The 26,098-nt window shown below is 32.4% G+C and carries 19 protein-coding genes; 17 read left to right on the top strand and 2 right to left on the bottom strand.

The features are described 5' to 3' along the window. Positions 1–57 precede the first annotated feature (57 nt). The 9 genes from EV143_RS04685 to EV143_RS04650 all read left to right on the top strand — a co-directional run bounded on the left by EV143_RS04685 (position 58) and on the right by EV143_RS04650 (position 13,518). Positions 58–3,786, top strand: a complete 3,729-nt coding sequence (locus tag EV143_RS04685; protein ID WP_133506817.1) for a SusC/RagA family TonB-linked outer membrane protein — start codon at positions 58–60, stop codon at positions 3,784–3,786. Positions 3,787–3,798: 12 nt separating this feature from the next. Next, positions 3,799–5,277 (top strand): RagB/SusD family nutrient uptake outer membrane protein, encoded by a 1,479-nt coding sequence (locus tag EV143_RS04680; protein ID WP_133506816.1) that lies wholly within the window; start codon positions 3,799–3,801, stop codon positions 5,275–5,277. Positions 5,278–5,293: 16 nt separating this feature from the next. After that, positions 5,294–6,154 carry a substrate import-associated zinc metallohydrolase lipoprotein gene (locus EV143_RS04675; protein ID WP_133506815.1) on the top strand — a complete coding sequence of 287 codons (861 nt, stop codon included), beginning with the start codon at positions 5,294–5,296 and terminating at the stop codon, positions 6,152–6,154. Positions 6,155–6,164: 10 nt separating this feature from the next. Next, positions 6,165–7,547, top strand: coding sequence for a DUF4302 domain-containing protein (locus EV143_RS04670; protein ID WP_133506814.1), 1,383 nt, complete (start codon positions 6,165–6,167; stop codon positions 7,545–7,547). A gap of 610 nt (positions 7,548–8,157) precedes the next feature. After that, complete coding sequence (locus EV143_RS21435; RefSeq protein WP_166638117.1) at positions 8,158–8,334, top strand: hypothetical protein; 177 nt, start codon at positions 8,158–8,160, stop codon at positions 8,332–8,334. A gap of 258 nt (positions 8,335–8,592) precedes the next feature. Further along, positions 8,593–9,339: a 3-oxoacyl-[acyl-carrier-protein] reductase gene (gene fabG, locus EV143_RS04665; protein WP_133506813.1), complete on the top strand. Its 747-nt coding sequence runs from the start codon at positions 8,593–8,595 to the stop codon at positions 9,337–9,339. Positions 9,340–9,434: 95 nt separating this feature from the next. After that, a complete protein-coding gene (locus EV143_RS04660) occupies positions 9,435–11,462 on the top strand; it encodes a hypothetical protein (RefSeq protein WP_133506812.1) in 2,028 nt (675 codons plus the stop codon). Positions 11,463–11,568: 106 nt separating this feature from the next. Continuing rightward, a complete protein-coding gene (locus EV143_RS04655; protein ID WP_133506811.1) occupies positions 11,569–12,465 on the top strand; it encodes a LysR family transcriptional regulator in 897 nt (298 codons plus the stop codon). Between the two features lie 75 nt (positions 12,466–12,540). Then, positions 12,541–13,518: a YeiH family protein gene (locus EV143_RS04650; protein WP_133506810.1), complete on the top strand. Its 978-nt coding sequence runs from the start codon at positions 12,541–12,543 to the stop codon at positions 13,516–13,518. Between the two features lie 3 nt (positions 13,519–13,521). On the opposite strand, the gene EV143_RS04645 is transcribed toward EV143_RS04650, so the two are convergent. After that, complete coding sequence (locus tag EV143_RS04645) at positions 13,522–14,478, bottom strand: hypothetical protein (protein ID WP_133506809.1); 957 nt, start codon at positions 14,476–14,478, stop codon at positions 13,522–13,524. 169 nt (positions 14,479–14,647) lie between these two features. Between EV143_RS04645 and EV143_RS04640 the strand changes: the two genes are divergently transcribed. Beyond that, on the top strand, positions 14,648–15,646 hold the full coding sequence (locus EV143_RS04640) for a zinc dependent phospholipase C family protein (RefSeq protein WP_133506808.1): 999 nt from the start codon (positions 14,648–14,650) through the stop codon (positions 15,644–15,646). A gap of 240 nt (positions 15,647–15,886) precedes the next feature. Here EV143_RS04640 and EV143_RS04635 read toward each other — a convergent pair whose 3' ends face one another. Continuing rightward, positions 15,887–17,977, bottom strand: a complete 2,091-nt coding sequence (locus tag EV143_RS04635) for an LTA synthase family protein (protein ID WP_133506807.1) — start codon at positions 17,975–17,977, stop codon at positions 15,887–15,889. 202 nt (positions 17,978–18,179) lie between these two features. Here EV143_RS04635 and EV143_RS04630 point away from each other — a divergent pair, with 202 nt between their 5' ends. From EV143_RS04630 to hisH, 7 genes are all read left to right on the top strand, one after another. Then, positions 18,180–18,842 carry a response regulator transcription factor gene (locus EV143_RS04630; RefSeq protein WP_133506806.1) on the top strand — a complete coding sequence of 221 codons (663 nt, stop codon included), beginning with the start codon at positions 18,180–18,182 and terminating at the stop codon, positions 18,840–18,842. Between the two features lie 3 nt (positions 18,843–18,845). Further along, a complete protein-coding gene (locus EV143_RS04625; RefSeq protein WP_133506805.1) occupies positions 18,846–20,237 on the top strand; it encodes a HAMP domain-containing sensor histidine kinase in 1,392 nt (463 codons plus the stop codon). Positions 20,238–20,554: 317 nt separating this feature from the next. Continuing rightward, entirely contained in the window at positions 20,555–21,412 is an 858-nt protein-coding gene (gene hisG, locus EV143_RS04620; RefSeq protein WP_133506804.1) for an ATP phosphoribosyltransferase, read from the top strand. Positions 21,413–21,558: 146 nt separating this feature from the next. Beyond that, positions 21,559–22,842, top strand: coding sequence for a histidinol dehydrogenase (gene hisD / locus EV143_RS04615; RefSeq protein WP_133506803.1), 1,284 nt, complete (start codon positions 21,559–21,561; stop codon positions 22,840–22,842). A gap of 122 nt (positions 22,843–22,964) precedes the next feature. Next, positions 22,965–24,014 carry a histidinol-phosphate transaminase gene (gene hisC / locus EV143_RS04610; RefSeq protein ID WP_133506802.1) on the top strand — a complete coding sequence of 350 codons (1,050 nt, stop codon included), beginning with the start codon at positions 22,965–22,967 and terminating at the stop codon, positions 24,012–24,014. 240 nt (positions 24,015–24,254) lie between these two features. Continuing rightward, positions 24,255–25,391 carry a bifunctional histidinol-phosphatase/imidazoleglycerol-phosphate dehydratase HisB gene (gene hisB / locus EV143_RS04605; protein ID WP_133506801.1) on the top strand — a complete coding sequence of 379 codons (1,137 nt, stop codon included), beginning with the start codon at positions 24,255–24,257 and terminating at the stop codon, positions 25,389–25,391. Positions 25,392–25,492: 101 nt separating this feature from the next. Continuing rightward, the gene (gene hisH / locus EV143_RS04600; protein WP_133506800.1) at positions 25,493–26,086 is read left to right on the top strand and encodes an imidazole glycerol phosphate synthase subunit HisH; all 594 of its coding nucleotides are present in this window, start codon (positions 25,493–25,495) and stop codon (positions 26,084–26,086) included. The last annotated feature ends 12 nt before the right edge of the window (positions 26,087–26,098 follow it).

Genomic DNA, 26,098 nt, shown 5'->3' with positions numbered 1-26,098 from the left:
TTCATTACGTTTCTTAAAAATACACTCGAACAGTATTAATCAAAACACACCAAAATTATGAAAAAACCAGTTGTTAAACAACGATTACTCTACCGAATCATGAAAATAACGCTATTTCAGTTTGTCTTAGCACTTGTATTTTCAAGTGTTACAATGGCAAACAGTATAAACGGGCAGAAAAAACTAGATACCAAAGTTACAATTACAGTTGAAAATTTGACTTTGGACAATGCATTGTCTAAAATTGAAAAGTCTGCACATGTAAAATTTTCTTACAATTCAAGACTTCCTCAACTAAATTATAAAGTTAGTATAGATGCTAATAATGAAATGTTGTCTAGTATTCTTAGCCGAATTCTAGCACCATTTAACATTAGTTATTCAGAAATTAGTAATCAGATTATATTGCAAAAAAGTGCAGCTGCAGATCCTTTTGCAAAAGCAGATAATCGTGATTCATTGTTTGAAATTTTAACTGCAGGTCCAATTATTAAAGGAAAAGTTACTGATCCAAGTGGAGTTCCATTACCTGGAGCAACAGTTATGGCAAAAGGAACTAAAATTGCAGTATTAACAGATTTTGATGGTAATTTTTCTATCGAAATGCCTGCTAATAGTACTGGTCTTGTTATTTCTTATGTTGGTATGGAAACTAAAGAAATAGGAATAGAAAATACTTCACCAACGATTATTTTAAATGAAGCAGGACAAAATTTAAAAGAAGTTGTAGTAACTACAGGATACGAAAAAACATCTAAAAGAACTTTTACAGGAGCGATCAGTAAAATTTCAGGAGCTGAACTAAAAGTTGATGGTGTTGTAGATGTAAGTAGAATGATTGAGGGTAAAGCTGCCGGAGTTACAGTGCAAAACGTAACTGGAACATTTGGTACAGCTCCTAAAATTACCGTTCGTGGATCTTCTTCAATTTTTGGAGATACAAAACCTTTATGGGTAATTGATGGTGTTGTTCAGGAAGATATTATCAATTTATCATTTGCTGATTTAGCATCAGGAAATTCAGAAACATTGTTAAGTTCTTCTGTTGCAGGATTAAATGCAAATGATATTCAGAGCATTGAGATTCTTAAAGATGCCTCTGCAACTTCGATCTATGGTTCAAGATCATTAAATGGAGTTGTAGTTATTACAACAAAGCAAGGTCGTAGAGATTCGCCATTAAAAGTAAGTTATGGTTTAGAGCAAAGTGTTAGAGCAGTTCCAAATTATAGCCAATATGATATTTTGAATTCTCAGGAATCTATGAGTATTATGAAGGAAATGGAAGCTAAAGGTTATTTAGATTTACCTTCTACAGTAAACGGAAGATATGGTGGAGCTTATAATATTTTAGGTAGAGCTATTAATACTTATGTGCCTGAAACTGATAGTTATTTAGTTAATAATGATCCGGTTAGTCGTAATAACTTTTTAAAGAAATACGAATTGGCTAATACAGATTGGTTTAGTGTATTATTCAGACCATCTATTACTCAAAATCACTCTTTAAGTTTTTCAGGAGGTGGTAAAAACAATACATTTTATGCTTCTTTAGGATATTATACAGATCCGGGATGGACAATTGCTGATGATGTAAAACAAATTTCATCTAATATCAGAGGTACGTTTTATGTGAATGACAGATTAAATATTACTTTATCTACATTGGCTTCTATACGTGACCAAGGTGCGCCGGGAAGTTACGAAAGCGAAAAAGATGTTGTATTTGGTAAAGTAACACGTGATTTTGATATCAATCCATTTAATTATGTACTAAACACAAGCAGAACATTACGTCCTTACGATGATAATGGTAATCTTGAGTATTACAGAAACAACTGGGCTAAAATGAACATTATTAATGAATTGGCAAACAATTACATGGAGATCAAAGTAAAAGATATCCGTTTCCAATTAGATTTAGATTATAAACTTACGCCACACTTAAATTATAACTTAACAGGTTCAGCTCGTTACGCAAACACAAGTCGTGAGCATAAAATTTTAGAAGGTTCAAATGTTGTTGGAGCTTACAAAGCAGGTACACCAGATGGAGAAGATGGAGTAAATACTTTAGTAAGAGATCAAAATATCTTTTTATACCAAGATCCAAATAATTTAACATTACCAAAAGAATCAGTTTTACCAAACGGAGGTTTCTTAAGAAAATTTACTAACGACTTAACTTCTTATAACTTAAGAAATAGTGTAAACTATAGAAATACATTTAGTGATAAACACGAAGTAGAAGGTTTATTTGGTACTGAATTAAGAGTTGTTGACAGAAACAGTGATAATTTTACTGCAGCAGGTTTACAATATGACAAAGGGTTAACAGCATTTACAGATCCTAGAATTATCGAAAAAATCATCAACGGAGGAGATTCTTATTATGGTTTCAATCAAGAAAAAGAAAGAACAGTAGGTTTCTTTGGAAAAGTAGGTTACACATACGATCGTCGTTATACAGCTTCTGTTACAGGACGTTATGATGGATCAAACAGACAAGGAAACAGCGATTCATCAAGATGGTTGCCAACGTATACTTTTAGTGGTAAATGGAATGTTGCTGAAGAAAGCTTCATGAAAGACATTGAATCAGTAAATACTTTAGCAGTAAGAGCTTCCTATGGTTTAACTGCTACAGCCGGACCAGCAACAAATTCATTAGCAATCTATAAAAGTTATATTACAGATCGTTTTGGCCTTGATGACAGAGAATCTTCAATTAGAATTGATGAATTACAAAATGGAAGTTTAACTTGGGAAAAACAATTTGAAACTAATATTGGTGTTGATCTTGGAATGTTTAATAACAGAGTTCAGTTAACAACAGACATTTATCGTCGTAAAGCATTTGATTTGGTTGATTATGTAATCACATCCGGAATTGGAGGACAAAGAATCAGACAAGGAAATAATGCAGATATGGAAACTAAAGGTTTGGAGGTAGGATTTACAACTAAAAACATTGATGGTAAGGACTTCAAATGGTCAACAACGCTTAATTTTTCTGTTTACACACAAAAAATTACAAAACTGGAAAATACCCCAACAGCATTTGATTTAATTGATGCAAATGGAGGAAATACAGTTGGACACCCAAGAAATTCATTATATTCTTACCAATTTCAAGGTTTAAATAACGAAGGTTTACCAACTTTTATTTTGCAAGATGGGGCAGAAGACAACATAACAGATGCTAATTTCCAGGATAATTTAAATGTAACTAATTATTTAAAATATGAAGGGTCAATTGAACCTAATAAATCTATCGGTTTAGCCAATACATTTACTTATAAAAATTGGTCTTTATATGTGTTTTTTGTAGGATCTGGAGGAAACAAAGTTCGTTTAAACCCTGTGTACGACAGTACATATGATGATTTAACAGTATTTACTAAAGATTTTACAAATCGTTGGATCAATCCCGGAGACGAAAATTTTACAAATGTTCCTGTCATTGCAGACAAACGTCTAAATGCTAATTATGGTGGAGAACGTACTCTTGCGAGAGCTTACAATACCTACAATTATTCTGATGCTCGTATTGCAGATGGAGATTTTGTTAGATTAAAAAACATATCGCTAAGTTGGGAATTTCCAAGTGATTTCAAGAGAAAATTAGGGTTAAGCACTTTTACATTAAAAGGTTCAGCGGTCAACCCGTGGTTACTTTACTCTGATAAGAGATTAAATGGTCAGGATCCTGAGTTTCGTAACTCTGGAGGAGTTGCCTTACCAGTAACATCTCAATATACATTTACTTTAAACCTTTCATTATAATAGTAAAAAATCATGAAAAACTTAAAAATAACATTATCCCTATTGATACTTATAAGTATTACTAGTTGTGATGATTTCCTGTCGGAAAAGCCAGATAATAGAACTGAAATTGATACACCTGAAAAAATATCAGAATTATTAGTTGAAGCATATCCTCAAATGAGTTATTTTGAAATTGCTGAAACAATGTCTGATAACGTTTTTGATAGTGGACTTCCATCAACTTTAATAAGAAACGAACAAAACTACAATTGGGAAATTAATACAGATGCTACTGATATTGATACTCAAGCCTATTATTGGGATGCCTGTTACAAAGCAATAGCAAGTGCAAACAAAGCATTAGAAGCAATTGATGAATTAGGGAATCAGGCAAGTTTAAATCCGCAAAAAGGAGAAGCATTAATAGCAAGAGCATATTCGCATTTTATGTTGGTTTCACTTTGGTCAAAACGTTACAATCCTGCTACAGCTGCTACAGATTTGGGTATTCCTTATGTAACAAAACCAGAAACAGATTTGGTAGCTAAATACAAGAGAAATTCTGTTGCCGAAGTTTACGATTTTATAGCAAAAGATATCGAAGAAGGTTTAAAATATGTTACAAATGACTATAAACAACCAAGATTTCACTTTAATGTATCCGCTTCAAAAGCATTTGCAAGTAGGTTTTATTTAGTAAAAGGTGACTGGGACAGAGTTATAGCATTATCTGATGATTTAGGTTCAAAACCAGAAGGTAAACTAAGAGATTTTTCAACTTATGAATCTTTAGGTGTCGAAGATCAACAATTAAGATATGCAGCCAGTGATGTTGAAACCAATTTATTAATCGTTTCTGCAAACACAATTGTAAGCAGACTCTATTATTTAAACCGTTTTAATTTATCAGGTTTACGTCGTCCGGAGATTTTTGGAGCAAGTACAAATTTATTTGGCAAAGCATATTATTATAATTTCTATTCTTCAAATGGTAGTACCACTTTATTTCTTCCAAAGTTTTACGAATACTTTAAATATTCAAATGTAACTGCAGCAATTGGAGATCCGTATGTTGCCGAAGTTTTATTAAGTAATGATGAGTTTTTCTTAAACAGAATAGAAGCTCACGTTATGAAAGGTCAGATAGCTTTAGCAAATGACGAACTAGAATATTTTTTAGCAACGAGAACGCCAACGTATAATCCTGCTACAGATAAATTGACAGAAGCAAAAGTAGTAGCAATGTTTCCAGTTATTCAGGATGAATATACACCTTTTTATACAATGACGCCTGTGCAGACATCATATGTAAAAGCGATTGTAGAAACAAGAAGAAGAGATTTTATACATGAAGGTATTAGATGGTTTGATATTAAGCGTTTTAATATTGTAGTTAATCATGAAACATCAAATAAACCAGTAAATAAGCTGGTAAAGGACGATAACCGCAGAGCATTGCAAATTCCGCTTCATGCATCAAATACAGGCGTTGAACTAAATCCTAGATAATCCTAAAATCAAAATTATGAAATTATTAAAATATAATAAAGTGGCATTTTTAGCACTAGTTTCGATAGTTCTAATTTCATGTGCTGGCGATGAACAGCCGGGAGAAAGTCAATTAGACTACACGCAGCCAGTAAAAACCAGTTTAGATAACTGGATCACAACTACATATTTAAATCCATATAATATAAATGTGCAATACAAATGGAATCAAAATACAGTTGATAACAGTCGTTACTTATTTCCTCCTACAATCGAAAAAGTACAGCCTGCATTAGAAATTGTTCAAACCATCTGGCTTAAAAGTTATTCAGCAATTGGCGGTGCAGATTTCGTTAAGAAAATTGCTCCAAGGGAAATTGTTTTAGTTGGCGGAGTAAATTTAAACAGTGTAGGAACGAGAACCCTGGGTTTAGCCGAAGGTGGACAGCGTGTTACTTTGTTTGAAACAGATTACATAGATCAAACAGATCGTGCAAATGTGTCTGAGTTTATTCACACAATTCAGCACGAGTACATACACATATTAAATCAGAATAAACCATTTGATGAAAAAACATGGAAAACGCTGACTCCAAGTGGATATACAGCAGACTGGTATAATTATGAGATACCAGAATCAAATGAACTTGGATTTATTACCAGTTATGCAAGATCAAATATTAATGAAGACTTTGCAGAAACGGCTTCAATGATATTGATCTATTCTAAAGACGAATATGCAGCATTTTTAGATGGTATAGAAAGCCCTTTTGCTTACCAGGCTTTAAAAGCAAAAGAAGCAATTGTAGTAAAATATTTCAAAGAAGCTTTTAATATGGATTTTTATGCTTTAAGAGATGAGGCAGAAAAAAATACTACAGCTGTAATAAACAAATAAAACAAGTATCATGAAAATAAAAAACATATATAAGTACTTATTTGCAGCGTTTTTAGCATTGCAACTAAGCTCCTGCGATAACAACACAGACGCAGATCCAAAGTTTGATAAAACGCCAACTGAGCGTTTAAATGCGCAAATGGCAGAATTAAAAGAAGCATTACTTTCTTCTCCGGAAGGATGGAAAGCAATCTATTTTACAGACAATACTATTTTGGGTGGCTATACTCATTTTTTCAAGTTTGCGGCTGATGGTACAGTTGAAATGTCTTCTGATTTTGATGATGATTTAGATACAGATGTAACTCAAAAAAGTGAATATCAGATACAGTTAGGAAGCACCGTAAGTTTAACATTTACAACAAGAAACTGGATACATCTTTTGTCTGAGTCAGATAATTATCCAATCGAGGCATTGCGAGCAAAAGGATATTTAGGAGATTTCCAATTTCTGTATTATGGACAGGAAAATGGTCAAATTATTTTTAAAGCCAATAGAAACGGACAAGAAATACGTTTTGTAAAAGCAACAAAAGAAGAGCGAGATAATTTACCTAAGAATTTTGACATGATTTCTAATGTAATAGGATCTAATGCAAGACCTTTGTTTAGACTATTAGAAACAAATGACGGAACAACAAAACATCAGTTTGATTTTTCATTTTCTGATGTTACACGTTATGCAAATGCAAATTCTATAGAAGCAGGTTATTCTGTAAGTTTTAATTTTGGTGTTGGTTATACACCAACCGGAATTGTAGTGAATCCGGCAATTGAAGTTGGTGGTCAAAAATTAACAGATTTCGTTTATAATGATGCAGATGGAAGTTTTACGGCAACAGGAACAAACGGAGTTAGTGCTGTAATTAAATATAGTAACAAACCGTTAATCCTTACAGATGATTATAAATTATTGTTGCCACAAAGTGGCAATAATGTTTATGCTTATATATATAATATAACTAAACCAGAACCAGCTAATTCTGCTCTATTTCTATCTTTATTAGCAAATGCTGAGGCGGCCGCTGGTGCAGGATTAATGATCAGTAGAATACAACCATGGTTTAATAATCCTGATGGAACAAGTTATATCGAATATAGATTTGCAGCTGTAACAAACCCAGCCGTAACAATTGCCAGAAGATATCATTATTTTACTATAACTACTGATGCTGTTAATAAAACAGTTACTTTAGTTCCAGGTGTTTGGAAATCTACTGCAACTGCAGCTGCTCCAGCAATAGCAACGCCGTCTTTCTTAAAAGCGTTAGATGACGAGTTTATGAATCCTCAAGGACTCTATTTTGCTAAAACTCCAGTTTCTGGTTATACAGCTTATACATTTACAAGTACAACAACTCCTTTTAGAATGGTTGCGTATTCATTCCAGTAATAGTTTAGTTTTAATTTTTATTTTGAAAAAAAGCAGCTCAGTTTTGGGCTGCTTTTTTAAATACAAGCAAAAAATATTAATGAATATTATGCATCGCATTAAATGATTTTAAATTTAAAGAAACAATGATGAAAAATAGTAAAGAAATAAATGTTCTTCTTCTTTTGTGGGGGTTGTTACTTGTAGTTATATCAGCATTTTTTAGAGAATACGTAAGATATTATCTGTATCTCTCAATAATAATCTTCATTCCAATAATGATTTTAAATATGATAAAACAAAGGAAAGAAGATAAAAGCAACGGTACAAAAATAGTTCAGGCATCCATTTATAGAATACTCATTATGGCAGTTGTGCTAATCGTTTTCTTTTTTCTAACGAAGCAAAATTATATTTAATAGTTTTATTTTTATTTATTTTGAAGAAAAAGCAGTTCAGTTTTGAACTGCTTTCTTATTTTTATTTATAAAAAATAAAAACTTACATTTCGTTTTAAAACGATTATTTTTCTTATATTTATTCTGAAAACTAAATGGTTACATTTAATTTTCTGTCTGAAACTCAACAGATAAAAGTGATTGAGAGTACAAAAACAAACAACCTTACTATTATGTTAAAAACAATTTTAAATTTTAAAGGAGTTGAAGTATTAAGTATCGATGAACAAAAAAGCACAATTGGAGGTGATCCTTATCAAACAGTTTGCACAATACCATGGACACCATTTCCTTATACAGGCCCATGTTTTATGCTTCCGCAAGATTCACCCGGACCCGCTCCTTTATAATTAAGTAAATAATAGCTTAAAAGAAGTACCAGTAGAAAGTAACTACTGGTTTTTTTATGTTTTTTTTTAAGAGGATAAAATATTGATTCTTATATTCAAAAGGATTTTCAAAGCTTATTGCAGTTCTTATTTTTTTTAAAAAGGGAATTATCATATATTTGACCTATCATTCAAAGCCCCCCGAATGAACCAATTTCTGTAATTATTTAATCGCAGGAAAGAGGAATAACTAAAATAAAAATAAAATTAATTTTAAATATGAAATTACTAGAAGGAAAAGTTGCCATTATTACAGGCGCTAGTCGTGGAATTGGGAAAGGAATTGCTGAAGTTTTCGCTAAACACGGTGCAAATGTTGCATTTACATACAGTTCATCTGTAGAGTCAGCTCAGGCTCTGGAAGCAGAATTGAATAGTTTAGGAGTTAAAGCAAAAGGATACCAATCGAATGCAGCCGATTTTAATGAAGCACAAACTTTTGTAGAAGCAGTTTTAGCTGATTTTGGAACTGTTGATATTTTGATCAACAACGCCGGAATTACAAAAGATAACTTATTAATGCGTATGTCTGAAGCTGATTTTGACCAGGTTATTGATGTTAACCTGAAATCAGTTTTTAATATGACAAAAGCAATTCAAAAAACTTTTCTTAAGCAACGTGCTGGTTCTATTATTAATATTAGTTCTGTAGTAGGAGTTTCAGGAAATGCTGGTCAAACTAATTATGCAGCCTCAAAAGCGGGTGCAATTGGTTTTACAAAATCAGTAGCATTAGAATTAGGTTCACGTAATATTCGTTGCAACGCAATCGCTCCGGGATTTATTGAAACAGAAATGACTGCAAAATTATCTGAAGATGTAGTAAACGGCTGGAGAGAAGGAATTCCGTTAAAACGTGGAGGAACTACAGAAGATGTAGCCAATGCATGTCTTTTCTTAGCTTCAGACATGAGTGCTTACATTACAGGACAAGTACTTAATGTTTGCGGAGGAATGCTAACCTAATATTGTTAATTGTTAATGGTTTGTTGTTTATTGTTCTGCAGCCAAAAACTATAAACTCAAAACTATAAACTCAAAACTATAAACTAAAAATATATATGACTACAAACACGATTTTATTATTATTACTTTCATTAGTAATAGCGGGTGGTTTGTCGTTTTTTCAATATTTTTTCAAAGCCAAAAACAAATCCAATGTGATTTCGTTTTTGGCTTTTTTACGTTTTTTAGCCATATTCGGATTATTGCTTTTATTGATTAATCCTATAATGACTAAAAACGCACTTGAAGTCACCAAAACACCTTTGGCAATTGCGGTTGACAATTCAAGCTCGATTACAGCACTAAAATCAGATAAAAAAGTTACCGAATTATATCAAAAACTGATTTCAAATCCTGCATTAAAAGAAAAATTTGAAATTCAGTCTTATCAATTTGATGCCGATTTTAAACCTTCTGAACAATTTGATTTTAAAGGAAAACAAACCAATTTAGATGAAGTTGCGAAGAATTTAAAAAGCATCAACAAAAATCTGATTTTCCCAACCGTTATAATTACCGACGGAAATCAAACTACAGGAAACGATTATGTATATCGTTTTGATCCTGTTAATAAAGTTTATCCTTTGGTTGTGGGAGATACAACTACTTTTTTTGATCTAAAGATCAATCAGCTCAACGTAAATAAATACGCTTTTCATAAAAATAAATTCCCCGTTGAAGTTTTTCTGCAATATGCCGGAGATAAAAACACCACCGCTAATTTTACAATTTCGCAAGGAAATACTGTTGTTGCCAAAGAAAGCGTTTCATTTTCGCCATCTAAAAAAACAGCAACTTTAAATCTTCTTTTGCCAGCTGATAAAGTGGGTTTACAAATTTTTAAAGCCAGTATTTCATCCAACTTAAAAGAGAAAAACAGCTATAATAATATTAAGAATTTTGCGGTTGAAATTATAGATCAAAAATCTACAATTGCAATAGTTTCGGTTATAAATCATCCTGATATTGCGGCTCTAAAACGCTCAATAGAAGTTAATGCGCAACGTAAAGTAATTTTGGCTAAACCAAATGAATTGAATTTATTGCAAGACGCTTCCGTTTTAGTTTTATATCAGCCAAATTCAGCTTTCAAAGCTATTTTTGACAATAACAAACTTGCCGCAACAAACACTTTTATAATTACAGGAAACAGTACCGATTTTAATTTTCTGAACCAACAACAGAAAAATTTGGTATTTAATATGAGCAATCAAATAGAAGATTATTTAACTGAATTTCAACCTCAGTTTAATTTGTTTGCCATCGATAATATTGGTTTTGAAAATTTTCCTCCGTTGCAAAATTTGTTCGGAACTATTACAACAAACGGAAATGTCTCTGTTTTACTTTCATCAAAAATAAGAAACGTTTCTACAAATGCGCCGTTATTGGCTTTCGCCGAAAATCAAGGCAAGCGTACCGCTTACCTTTTAGGAGAAAATAGCTGGAAATGGCGTTTACAAAGCCACATCGATAATCAGTCATTTGATAAATATGATGTTTTTGTAGATAAAATAATTCAATATTTAGCAACAGCGACATCAAAAAAATCATTGGTTGTAACGCACGAAAGTTTTTATAATTCAGGAGAAGCAATTGTCATCAACGCACAATATTTCAATAAAAATTATGAGTTTGACGAAAAAGCCAGATTAACAATAACCGTTACTAACGCTGCAACTAAACAAAGTAAAAACTACGATTTATTAAAAGGAAACAATTCTTTCTCCGTAAATTTAGACGGATTAACTGCTGGAAAATATAATTTTTCAGTAAAAGAATTAAATTCAAATACATCCTATTCAAGTCATTTTGAAATTTTGGATTTCGATATCGAAAAACAATTTGTAAATCCTGATGTTTTAAAACTAAAACAATTAGCCTTACAAACCAACGGAAAAGCATTTTTTGAAAATCAGGCTGATGAATTAATTCAACAACTTTTAGAAAATAAAGAATACAAATCAATAGAAAAAAACATCTCAACAAAAACGCCATTAATTGATTGGGTTTGGTTATTGATTTTAATTGCTGCTTTATTGACGACGGAGTGGTTTGTTAGAAAATATAATGGATTGTTGTAAGTTAGGTCTAATATTTACTTTGGGTAGCTTTGTGTTATAATTTTCCGCAGAGATTCACAAAAAATTTCTCAAAGTTTCACAAAAGATAGAATTTAAAAAACAACACATGGATTTCAGGCTAAAAGTATTTTACACCGTTGCGCTCCGCCTTAACTTTACTAAAGCGGCAACAGAATTGTACATTACACAGCCAGCGGTTTCTAAACATATTCAGGAACTTGAAGAAACCTATAAAACAAAACTTTTCGAACGAAACGGTTCTAAAATTGTCTTAACTCCAGCCGGAGAAATTCTGCTTAAACACACCAAAAATATCTTCGAAATTTACCGTGAAATCGATTTTGATATGAGTTCTTTTATCAGCGAACGTCAGGGTTTATTGAGGTTAGGAACAAGTACAACAATTTCACAATATATTATTTCACCGGTCTTGGCGCGTTTTCATCAAAAGCAAAAAGAGATAAAAGTCAATTTGCTGAATGGAAATACAGAACAAATTGAAAACGCTTTAATCAATAAAGAAATTGAAATTGGAATTGTAGAAGGACAATCTAAAAATCAATCCATTAAATACCTACAGTTTTTAAAAGATGAATTGGTTTTGGTTTGCAGCAGTAAGAATCCTTTAGCAAAACAGAATGAAATTTCGCTTGACGATTTAAAATCGCTTCAGTTTATAACAAGAGAACGAGGTTCAGGAACACTTGAAGTTATAGAATATGCTTTAAAACAAGTTGGTGTAAAATTTTCAGATTTGCAAATCGAAATGCAGTTAGGAAGTACAGAAAGCATAAAATCGTATTTATTAAATTCAGATTGTTATGCTTTCATGTCAATACACGCAGTCGATAAAGAACTTAAAAATAACGAATTGATTGTTTTAGATGTAGAAAATTTATCCATAGAAAGATATTTCTATATTATAACATTACTCGGAAAATCAGATCCATTATCTGAGTTGTTTATCCAAAATATTTCAGCTTACTATAACCTGAAGTTATAGTCGATTGTAAATTACGATTGGCGATTTCAATATAAAGGGCAGACCTTTGTAAGGTAAAATATCAAGTACCTTATTTTGAAAACGCAACAACATTCAGCAGCACATTTAGTAGAAGTTAATCTTTACTTGCAACAAGCCATTTTTGTTTTGGTTATTGTTTTGTGTTTGTTTTCGATTATTTCTCCACCAATTGCTTTATTATTAGGAGTTGTGCTTGTGAATGTTTTCGGAAATCCGTTTGTGACATTCAATAGCAAAGCCATTACTTTTTTACTGCAGTTTTCGGTAGTAGGCTTAGGTTTCGGAATGAACGCCACATCAGCAATTTCAGCAGGAAAAGAAGGTTTTTTATTAACTATAGCATCTATTTTCAGCACTTTAATTTTCGGAACGCTTTTAGGAAAATGGCTCAAAACCGATAAAAAAACATCACATTTAATTTCATGCGGAACCGCCATTTGTGGAGGAAGTGCCATTGCAGCCATTTCTCCGGTAATAAAATCAAATGAAAACCAAACTTCGATTGCTTTGGGTATTATTTTTATATTGAATTCCATTGCATTATTTGGATTTCCGTTTATTGGTCATCAACTTGATTTGTCTCAAAAAGAATTTGGTTTATGGTGCGCCATTGCCATTCACGATACAAGTTCTGTAGTTGGTGCAGCAAATAAATACGGAGCCGAGGCTTTGCAAATTGCAACAACCGTAAAACTAGCCAGAGCTTTATGGATTATTCCGATCTCACTTTTAACGGCAGCAATTTTCAAAAAGCAACAAGGAAGTACGGGAACAAAAATAAAAATTCCATATTTTATAGGTCTGTTTATTTTGGCAATGCTTTTCAATACTTATTTACCTGCAACGGCTATTATTGCTCCGTCAATTGTTAGCATTGCTAAAATTGGTTTAACAATAACGTTGTTTTTAATTGGGGCAACATTGAATATAAATACTTTAAAATCAGTAGGAGTGAAGCCTTTATTACAAGGTATTTTTCTTTGGATATTTATTGCAGGTTTGAGTTTAATTTCGATTATTTACTTAAGCTAAGATTTATTTTATATTTGAAAATTTCACAACTGGTTTACCAACAACATTGTAACGTTTTCCTTTAAATGAAAACCGTCTTTCAATTACAAAATTAAATTGCTTTTTAGTTTTAGCCATTCCTGCAATTTCGCTTGGCAAATCGACTTCATAATCGTCTTCGGTACCTTTTGCTTTTTTATATGAGCCAGTAGTTGTTATGACAAAATCGCGAAAGAACTTTTTATTATTGTCATTAACAACAGTATAAGAACTTGACCAATCTGAGCTGGGACTATTAAAAAGACTATAATAACTCACTTCCATCAAAGGTTGGTATTTTCCATCAAAACCAACAAGAAGATAAAGATAACCGGAATAAGGAGCGCCTCCGCCGCCATTGGCATGCACTAAAGTTAAAGCATATTGATCTTCACCAATTTGCACCAGTTTTGGCGTGGGAGATTGAGCAAAAGAACCGAAAGCCTGAACAGCTGGCTGAAAAGATTTCATTTCCCAAGTATTATCATTTTTTGCAAATTTGGAAACGCCTAAAAGACCTCCGGTAAATCTGCTCGTTTGCAATCCGTCTGCATCGTAAACGGAATGATTAAAAAACAGAAACTTAAATTGATTTCCTTTAGAATCAGCGTAATCAATTGTAGTGAGTAATCTTGTGGCAACGCCTTCGGTGTAAGGAAATAATTGATCTCCTTCTTCACCATTTGCGTCAATATAAGCAACAGGTTTACAGCTTTTGCATTTCCAGCTCATAAAAGTATTATGATCTGACATGTTATATAATTTGCCCGGAAATAACTTTTGCATTGTTTTTACCGGATCTAATTCTCCTGCAATCGACAATGTTCTTTTGGTATTTATAATAGTATCGCTAACGTTTTTAAGTTGCACAATGTCATCATCTTGTGCTGAACAAATAGAAATAAAAAGGAAGAAAAAAATACTCGGTAGAATTAGGCGCATATATAAGATTTAAAATAAAATGAAACGAATTTACAAAGAAACTTTTAATAGGAACTAATGTCTCTTATATGGTTTTAAAAATAACAATAATTAAATTATCACAATATTAATCACTATTCCTTTGAATTATGCTTAAATAAAATAAATTTGCACCTTCAAACAAAAACAAATGAAAAACTTTAAAATGAAACCAAGATTAATCGCATTATTCGCATTAGCAATTGGTTTTTTGACATTATCCTGGGGAATCGTTGGCCACGAACGTATTAATAAAGCTGCAGTAATGGCTTTGCCTCATCCGCTTCAGGTTTTCTTTTACAATCATATTGATTTTATCACACAAGAAGCCTCTGTACCGGATATTCGTAAATATGCTTTGAATTATAAAGAGGAAAATCCGAGACATTATTTTGACATGGAAAATTTTGGCTCTGCTGACAGCTTGCCACAAACTATGGAAGAAGCAAAGAAAAAATACGATGCTAAATTCTTGAACGACAATGGAATTTTACCTTGGTATATTGAAGACATGATGGTTAAATTAACCAAAGCTTTTAAAGATAAAAACAGAGCAGAAATTTTATTTCTTGCGGCAGATTTAGGTCATTACATAGGTGATGCACATATGCCGTTGCATACTTCTGCAAATCATGACGGACAATTGAGTGATCAAAAAGGAATTCACTCACTTTGGGAAAGCAGACTTCCTGAATTATTTGCTAAAAATTACAAGTTAAATGTTCCGCAGGCACATTATTATGAAAATGTTCATAAAGCAATCTGGGATATGATTAATGATACGCACAGTTTAGCGCAGCCGTTACTTGATATTGATAAGAAACTAAGAACTTCGACTCCGGAAAATCAGGTTTATAAAATAGATGCTGATGGAAAAGTGTTGAAAAACAAATACAATTCGGCTGTTTTCTCTGATGAATATGCTAAAAAACTAAATCAAGAGTTAAATGGAATGGTTGAAAATCAAATGAAGAAAGCCATTACGGCAACTTCAAGTTATTGGTATACTGCCTGGGTAAATGCAGGAAAACCAGATTTAAGTAACTTAGATGCACCAGAAGTAACGCAAAGAAACAACCAGGCTTTGAAAGAAGATTGGAAATTGTTTCAAAATGGAGATTTATTCGGAATGAAAAATCAGAATGACTAGTTTTTAGTTTCAGATTGTAAGTTTCAGGTTAAAAAAAGGCTCAAATTCGATCGAATTTGAGCCTTTTTTGGTATAGTTGTGTCATTTCGACGGAGGAGAAATCACATAAAGTTGCTCACGCACTGTTGCCGAATACTGGATGTGATTTCTCCTCCGTCGAAATGACACAAATACTTAATTCAGCAAAAACCTGTCAGGTTTAATATTACGATGAATTTCGTAACCAACTTTGCAAAAATTCTACATTTGATATTTCTTTTCTTTCAACATAACCGAAGCCGTTTGATAAAATGAAATAGTTTCATTAACCAAATCAGTTCTTTCTTTTTTCATGCACTTTTCATCATAGTGAATTTGATATTCAGGAGCGATACCAGCTGTAGGAACTAATTTTAGTTTAAATTGTCTTACCTGTTGTTTTGGCGATAAAATGGTCAGTACGTTATCTTTTATGAATCCTAAATCCTGATACGTTGCGATAAAAGCTCTTGGTTTATAATCGGATTTTAAAACATCCTGGCCAAAAAATTTGCTGTGATAATCAAAATGCAGCAAACCAAAAAGTGTTGGCATAATATCAATTTGCGACATCAGTTTGTTGAATTTTTCAGGTTTTCCATCAGGAGTATAAATAAAAGCAGGAATTCTGTATTTATCCATTGGTAATTCTGTTTTTCCGGCACTCGACGCACAATGATCGGCCACAATTACAAAAACAGTATTCTTAAACCACGGCTGTCTGCTTGCCATTGCAAAGAATTTTCTCAAAGCATAATCAGTATATTTTACACCGCCGTCGCGGGATTTGATATCGCCGGGAATATCAATTTTATTGTTTGGATAGGTAAAAGGCCTGTGATTACTAACCGTCATAATATGATTAAAGAAAGGTCGGTTTTGTTTGGCCTCAACATTCATAACCTTAATAGCTTTATAGTACATATCTTCATCACAAACGCCCCAAACATTAGAAAACGAAATTTCACTGGGAGCAAAACTCGATTTATCAATAATTTGGTAACCGTTTCCGGAATAAAAGTCCTGCATATTATCAAAAAATGCATCACCACCGTACATAAATTTTACGTTGTATCCTTTTTGTTTAAAAATGGCACCCGTTGAAAATTTGTTTTTATTGTCTTCTCTTTTTAAAACACTTTCTCCTGCAGTTGGCGGCAAACATAAAGTAACAGCTTCAAGTCCGCGAACGGTGCGGTTTCCGGCAGCATATAAATTTGTAAATTGTAAACTTTTTTGAGCTAAATTATCTAAGAAAGGCGTTATATTTTGTTTGTTTCCATAAGCTTTCATAAATTCGGCACTATAACTTTCAATCGTAATCAAAACTACATTTTTATGGTTTTCCGCTGAATCACTCCCTATTTTACGAATTGTATTTTCACCTGAAATATTAGGAAATTGCTGTTTTAAAATCGCAAAAGCCTCTTTATTGGGAAGCGTTTTATAAAATTTGAAATAGTCTAATTTATTATTTTTAAAAGCCAAATAAAACTTATACAATCCGTTTGACTGTAATTCATTAACAAAAACATTTTTAGAGTTTTCGGTTTTAGCCAAAGCAGGAATTGCAACTAATGAAACTATAAATAAGGTTAAATAAAGTGCCGAAATTTTTAGTTTTTCTTTAAAAGTCGGAATAGCATCAATATAACTTTTAGCATTTTTCAGAATAAAATAAGTTACGATTCCAGTTATCAGAAATAAAGCTGAAAACAAGGGAATTACGGGATAAGACTGCATAATATTCCCAATTACCTCATTCGTATAAATCAGATAGTTTACCGCTATAAAATTATATTTTACACCAAATTCATTCCAAAAGAAATACTCGCTTAAGCCATTTTGCAAAATCAATAAAACGTACAAAAACACAACAAAAGCAAACAGCCAATATCTTATTTTGTCTCTTAATTTTGGAAGAAAAAGTAAAAGAGAAAATAAAACGCATTTGATTCCGATAAAAATTAAAACAATTCTTGGTAAAGCTCCGCCATATTCGTCCAGAATACTTTTCCCTGAAGCCACATAAGCAAACAAAGCGATAAGAATTCCTAAAATAATATAACCCGAAGGTTTATTGTATTTAGAATTGGAAATAAAAATTAAATAGAACCACAAAAATACTGTAGCAATTATAAACACAAAAAAGTCGGATAGAAGCCCTAAAAGGAAGATTTTCAAACTCTCCATAAAAGTAAAAGAACTTTGAGTGATAGGATGAAAAAACAAAACAACTCTTAATATAAAACTGATAGTAAAGTAAAATATACCAAGATTGTAAAAAGGAGAAAATTTCTTGTAAAATGTCATGGAATTATTTTTTTACAAAATTAATTCTGCACGATTAATTGGAGATTAAGATAAACCTTTACCTTACTTAACGGTAACTTAATTTTTACTTAAGAAAACATGCTTTTATTACTTTGAACATAAATTTTTCTGACCACAAATTATTTATCTTTGGTACTTGTAATGTAATTGAGAAATCTAAAATTTTAATTAAATAGTCGAAATGCATATTTTAATAGTTGAAGATGAGTTAGGAATCGTTCAGTTTTTGCAACAGGGTTTGCAGGAAGAAGGATATCAGGTTACCACAGCCAATGATGGTTCAAAAGGATTTGAATTAACTCAAAATCAACAGTTTGATTTGATTTTACTAGATTGGATGCTGCCTAAAATAAATGGTTTAGAATTATGTAAAGCCATTAGAATCAAAGATCAGTTAACTCCAATTATATTTCTGACAGCAAAAGATACAGTTCAGGAAACCATTGATGGTTTAAAAGCCGGAGCTAATGATTACATCAAAAAACCTTTTAGTTTTGAGGAATTGGCAGAACGCATTAAAATTCATTTTAGAAAACAAAAAGGATCCGAAACTCTAACTTTAGGATCTATTAAAATTGATTTGTCGAAGTATATTGTTTTAAAAAATGGGGAAGAAGTTTCGTTTACGCATCGTGAGTTCGAATTATTAGCCTATTTAATTCGTAATAAAGGTAAAGTATGTACCCGAAATCAGATTTTAAGAGATGTTTGGGACATTAATTTTGAATACGATACTGGCGTAATTGATGTTTTTATGAATGCAATCAGAAAAAAACTGAATTTAAAAATTGAAGAAGATTATATTAAAACAATTCGCGGTGTGGGATACATTGCTAACGACTGATAAATGTCACAACTTTCTTTTAAAAACAGAATAGCAGTAAACTATATTATTACAACTGGTTTGCTGATTTTAGTAGTTTTCTTTGCTATTTATACCATCGTAAAGCACACTGTATACAGCCGAATTGACGAGGATATCAAGGTCGAAGTTCAAAATCATTTTAAGGAAATTAAAATTGTAAATGGTGTTGTAATTTTGGTAGATAAAGAAGAATGGGAAGAACGTGAACATAATACAGTTAGCGTAAACCCTGTTTTTGTTCAGTTTTTAGATACGAATAAAAAAATTGTTGAAAAATCGCCAAACCTTAAAACACAAACACTTGTTTTTCATGACAGTGTAGAGAATTTCGAATTGTTTGACACCAAAATAGGAAGTAACACAATTCGACAAATTCAGGTTCCGCTTTCTATAAAATCAAAGAAAATAGGCTATTTGATTATCGGAATGTCCTTAACGAACTCACGATTAGTATTGAATAATTTATTTGACATTATGTGTCTGGCGTTTCCTGCAATTTTAGTTTTGTTATTTTTAATCGCCCGATTTTTTGCAGGCCGAAGCATAAAACCCATAAATGCTATTACAAATACATCTAAAACCATTACGAAAGACAACCTAAAAACAAGAATTTCGTTGCCAAAAACACGCGATGAATTGTACACACTTTCTAAAACCATCAATGATTTATTAAACCGAATTCAGGAGGCTATTGAACGCGAAAAACAATTTACATCTGATGCGTCGCATGAGTTAAGAACGCCACTTACAGTTATAAAAGGAACACTCGAAGTATTAATTCGCAAACCCCGCGAAACTTGGGAATACGAAGAAAAAATTAATTTTTGTATTGAAGAAGTAGATCATTTAAATATGCTCGTAGACCAGCTTCTTTTGTTAGCGCGTTTTGAAAATGAAAAACAACATATTGTCCCTGAATCAGTCTATTTAAATGCACTTATTTTGGATGTTTTGACTTTATATTCAGATAAAATAAACAACAAAAAACTTCATATCAAATTTGATGCTGAAGGTGATTATTATATTCAGTCAGACACTTATTTAATACTGACAATTTTGAGGAATATTATTTCAAATGCCATCAATTATACTAACACTGAAGGAAAAGTTTCTATTTTGCTTTCAAAAGAAAATAACAAAACAATCTGCACCATTAAAGACAACGGAATTGGAATCGATAAAGAGGACCTGGAAACTGTTTTTAATCCTTTTTACAGATCAAAATCGTCAGATCATCCCGAAATTAAAGGAACCGGTTTAGGGCTTTCTATTGTAAAAAGAATTTCAGAATTACTGCATGTTAAATTTAAAATTGCCAGTAAAATTGGGGAAGGAACCACCGTAATTTTAAATTTTGATGAAGATGAGAAATAGTTATCGTAAATTCAATTTTTGTATAAAAAACAGCCGGCTTTCATTTTTTTAACAATAAACTATCGTTAAGTTAAATTAAAAAGTTCCTTTTTCTAAAATTAACTACTATATTTGCAACCGAATCAAAGAATAAAAAAATAATCAAATCATGATTTCAAATCAATTACATCACCATCATTTTCATTATTGCTCTCAGGCGATGTGTTAATGGTATGTGTGTAAATCATCATATTTTAAAACCCGTTTGAGTACATCAAACGGGTTTTTTTATTTCCAACTCTTTGTACTCAGACTATTAATTTAACAAAAACTAAAAAATGAGTACTTTAAAAATTGCAATTCAAAAATCAGGTCGTTTAAACGAAGACAGCATTCAAATTCTAAGAGATTGCGGAATTTCGATCAATAATGGAAACGATCAGTTAAAAGCCGAAGCTTCAAATTTTCCTTTAGAAGTTTTATATTTAAGAAATTCAGATATTCCTCAATATCTAATCGATGGAGTAGTTGACCTTGCCATTGTTGGCGATAATCTTCTTGCAGAAAAAGGAAAAAACATCGAGGTTGTTCAAAAACTAGGATTTTCAAAATGCAAAGTTTCTGTAGCCGTTCCTAAAACTTTCGAATACAATTCGATTCAGGATTTAGCCGGTTTACGAATTGCCACTTCTTACCCAAACACAGTCAACGAATATTTTGATTCATTTGGATTAAAAGTTGATATTCACCAAATTTCAGGTTCAGTAGAAATTGCTCCAAATATAGGTCTTGCCGACGCAATTGTCGATATTGTTTCAAGCGGAAGCACTTTATTCAAAAACAATTTAAGAGAAGTTGAAGTGATCTTGAAAAGTGAAGCCGTTTTAGCCGTTTCACCAAAAGTTTCTCCTGAAATTCAAAAACACATTGATACTTTAAAATTTAGAATTCAGGCCGTTTTAAGAGCCAGAAATTCGAAATACATATTAATGAACGTACCAAACGATAAAATTGAAACAATCGGTAAAATTTTACCAGTTTTAAGAAGTTTAACCGTTTTACCTTTAGCAGAACCAGGCTGGAGCAGCGTACACTCTGTAATTGATAAAGATACTTTTTGGGATGTAATCGATCAGCTAAAAGAAGCAGGCGCCGAAGGAATTTTAGTTTGCCCAATTGAGAAAATGGTTCTTTAAAGAAAAATTCCAATTTAAAAAATTCCAAATTCCAAACCTCGACAACAGCTTTGCGAACTTTGTGTTTTTAAGGATAAAGAAAAGAAAAAACCTTGCGCACTTTGCGGTAAAAAACACATAAAGTTTGCGGTTAAAAAAAATATAATATGAATAAAATAGACAATCCAAAACCAGAAATCTGGTCAGAAATATTAAAACGACCAACCAAAACAATCGATGATATCGAAGTTACGGTTAAAGAAATTTTTAAAGAAGTTCAGAAAAAAGGAGATGAAGCAGTTGCAAAATACACTTCAATTTTTGACGGTATTACTTTAGAAAATTATGAAGTTACTCCTGCGGAAATTCAGGAAGCAATTAGTTTAATTTCTGATGAATTAAAAGAAGCAATTCAGTTAGCGAAATCAAATATTTATAAATTTCACAGCGCTCAAAAAACAGAAAGAATTTCAGTTGAAACTATCGAAGGCGTAAACTGCTGGCAGGAAAAAAGACCGATTCAAAAAATTGGATTATACATTCCGGGCGGAACAGCACCTTTGTTTTCAACTGTTTTGATGTTGGCAGTTCCTGCTCAAATTGCAGGTTCTAAAGAAATTGTATTGTGTTCACCTCCAGATAAAAAAGGAAAAATAAATCCGGCAATTTTATATGCTGCCAATTTATGCGGTGTAACCAAAATATTAAAAGTGGGTGGAATTCAGGCAATTGCAGGAATGACATTCGGAACAAAATCAATTCCGAAAGTATATAAAATTTTCGGACCAGGAAATCAATTCGTGACGGTAGCGAAACAATTGGCAACACAATTTGGTGTAGCAATCGATATGCCGGCAGGTCCTTCAGAGTTGTTAATTGTGGCTGATGATACCGCTGTTCCCTCATTTGTAGCATCCGATTTATTGTCGCAGGCAGAGCACGGAACAGATAGTCAGGTTATTTTAGTTTCGACTTCAAAAAAATTAATTGATGCTGTAGAAAAAGAAATTCAAACTCAAATAGAAGAACTTCCGCGAAAGGAAATTGCGAAAAAAGCCATTAAAAATTCGAAATTAATTTATGTCGAAAATGATCAAATCGCTTTAGATTTAATCAACGAATACGGACCGGAACACTTTATAATCTGTTCAGAATTTGATGATTTTTACTGCAACGGAATTGTAAATGCAGGTTCTGTTTTTATCGGAAATTACACTCCGGAAAGTGCTGGTGATTATGCCTCAGGAACGAATCATACGTTGCCAACAAACGGCTACGCAAAAAATTACAGCGGAGTTAATCTGGATAGTTTTATGAAATCGATGACATTTCAAAAGATTTCAGAAAAAGGAATTCAAAATATCGGTGGCGCCATCGAAATTATGGCTGAAGCCGAAGGTTTGCAGGCGCATAAAAACGCAGTAACCTTAAGATTGAAGAGTTTAGAATAAAGAATATAGAAAATAGAAAAAAGAATATAGAGTAAAGAAAATAGAACAAAGAATATAGAATTTTACAGATCAGATGAGAAGTCTATTCTCTTTATTCTATTTTCTATATTCCAAAAAATAACATGATGAAATTCGATATAAACACAATAACACGTGAAAACGTAAAAATATTAAAACCGTATTCGTCTGCAAGAGATGAGTTTGAAGATTTTGATACGGCCGAAATGATTTTTTTGGATGCCAATGAAAATCCATTTCAAAATGGCGTAAATCGTTATCCAGATCCACAGCAGAATTCGGTTAAAGCGATTTTAGCTAAAAAGAATCAGGTGAAATCAAGCCAGATTTTATTAGGAAACGGAAGCGATGAAGTGCTTGATTTGCTTTTTAGAGCTTTCTGCGAACCAAAAATCGACAATATTATTTCGTTGCCGCCAACGTACGGAATGTACAGTGTTTTGGCCAATATTAATGCTGTAGAAAATAGAGAAGTTCTGCTTTCAAACGATTTTCAGCCACAAGTAGAAAAGATTTTAGATGCTGTTGATGAAAATACAAAAATCATCTTTTTATGCTCGCCAAATAATCCAACCGGAAATTCGTTTTTTGATGAAAGTGTTGTAACCTTACTTCAGAATTTTAAAGGTTTGGTGGTAATTGACGAAGCTTATATTGATTTTTCCGCCAAAGAAAGCTGGTTGACAGAAATGGATGAGTATCCAAATTTGGTCATCACACAAACACTTTCTAAAGCCTATGGTTTGGCGGGAATTCGTTTAGGAATTTGTTATGCTTCAGAAGCTGTAATTTCAGTTTTAAATAAAATCAAACCTCCGTATAATGTAAACGAATTAACGCAACAAAGAGCCATTGAACGTTTAAAGGATTCGGATAAAATAAAACAGGAAATAACTTCGATTATTGAGCAAAGAGAGGAATTACTTAAAGTTTTAACTGAAATTAATTTTGTCGAAAAAGTATACCCGACAGAAGCTAATTTTGTATTAGTAAAAGTTGACGACGCTAATAAAAGATACGATGAATTAATTGCAAAAGGAATTGTAATTCGTAACAGAACAACGCAGCCTTTATGCGAAAACTGTCTTCGTTTTACGATTGGAATTCCAGAAGAAAACGCAGTTTTAATTAAAGAATTGAAGTTGTTAAAGTAAAAAAATATAAGTGCACAGTTTGCAAATGATTATGCGAAGAGCTTTAAGATCTTTTGAAAGATTAAAACATAATTTTTTCACGCAGATTTGGCAGATTAAAGCAGATTTAATTTTGATTATAAATAAATCTGCGTGCATCTGCTCAGATCTTTTAAAATCTGCGTGAAAAAAATTACTGTAAATTAGTGAAATTCGTGGCAAAAGAAAATCATTAGAATGTGTTGCAAAACAAAATAATATATGAAAAAAGTACTTTTTATTGATCGTGACGGAACGATTGTTTTAGAACCAGAAAATTTACAATTAGACAGTTTGGATAAACTGGAATTTTATCCAAAAGCGTTTCAATATTTGGCTAAAATTGCTAATGAATTAGATTACGAATTAGCAATGGTAACCAATCAGGATGGCTTAGGAACGGATAGTTTTCCGGAAGAAACGTTTTGGCCAACGCAGAATTTTATTTTAAGAGCGTTTGAAAATGAAGGCGTTCTGTTTGATGAGATTTTTGTAGACCGATCATTTCCAGAAGATAATGCGCCAACACGCAAGCCAAGAACAGGAATGCTGACGAAATATTTAGATAATCCTCAATATGATTTGGCAAATTCTTTTGTTTTAGGAGATCGTTTGACGGATGTTGAATTGGCGAAAAATCTTGGTGCAAAAGCCATTTTCATGAATATGACGGATGGAGCCGGAAGCAATGAAATTTCATCGAAACGTGAGGAATTGAACGATACAATCATTTTACAAACAACCGACTGGAAAAGAATTTATGAGTTTTTGAAACTGGAAGCACGTTCGGCATCGATTACACGTAAAACCAATGAAACGGATATTTTTATCGATTTAAATCTGGACGGAACAGGAAAAAGTAAAATCGAAACCGGAATCGCTTTTTTCGATCATATGTTAGATCAAATTGCACGTCACGGTCAAATGGATTTGGAAATTCTGGTAAAAGGTGATCTTGAAGTTGATGAACACCACACTATTGAAGATACTGCAATTGCTTTAGGTGAAGTTTTCGCAAAAGCTCTGGGAAACAAATTAGGAATCGAACGTTACGGATTCTGCCTGCCAATGGATGATTGTTTAGCGCAGGTTGCCATTGATTTCGGAGGAAGAAACTGGCTGGTTTGGGAAACCGAATTTAAACGCGAAATGGTAGGTAAAATGCCAACAGAAATGTTTTTTCATTTCTTTAAATCGTTCTCTGACGGAGCCAAAGCCAACATCAACATAAAAGCCGAAGGCACCAACGAACACCACAAAATTGAAGCGATTTTTAAAGCCTTCGCAAAAGCGATAAAAGTTGCAGTAAAACGAGATACAGAAAAAATGATTTTGCCTTCGACGAAAGGAATGCTTTAATTAAGTCAAAAGTTGAAAGTCATAAAGTCGAAATATTCCTATATTATGGATATTAAGAAGCGACTTTAAGACTTTGGACTTTGGACTTTAAGACTAAATAAATGAAAATAGTAATTATAAATTACGGAGCAGGAAATATTCAGAGCATTATGTTTGCTATTGAAAGACTTGGTTTTAAAGCTGTTTTGAGTAATAATCCGGAAGAAATTCAGGCGGCAGATAAAGTGATTTTTCCTGGTGTTGGCGAAGCGAGTTCAGCCATGAAAAAACTGAAAGAAAGCGGTTTGGATAATTTAATTCCGAATTTGAAACAGCCTGTTTTGGGTATTTGTCTAGGAATGCAGTTGATGTGTAAATCATCTGAAGAAGGAAATACAAAAGGTTTAGGTATTTTTGATGTTGATGTAATTAAATTTACTACCAAAGTAAAAGTCCCGCAAATGGGATGGAACCAGATTTATGATTTAAAATCAGATTTATTTAAAGGAATTGCTGAAAATGAATTTATGTATTTGGTGCATAGTTTCTACGCCCCAAATTGCGATGAAGCCATTGCCACAACAGATTACGAACTTGAATATGCATCGGCTTTACAAAAGAATAATTTTTACGGAACACAATTTCACCCTGAAAAAAGTGGGGCAGCTGGGGAGAAAATATTGGAGAACTTTTTAAAATTAAATTCCAATTCATAAAATCCCAAATTC

The organism is Flavobacterium chryseum (genome assembly GCF_004362015.1).
GTDB lineage: Bacteria > Bacteroidota > Bacteroidia > Flavobacteriales > Flavobacteriaceae > Flavobacterium.
This window is presented reverse-complemented; position numbering and strand designations above follow the sequence as displayed.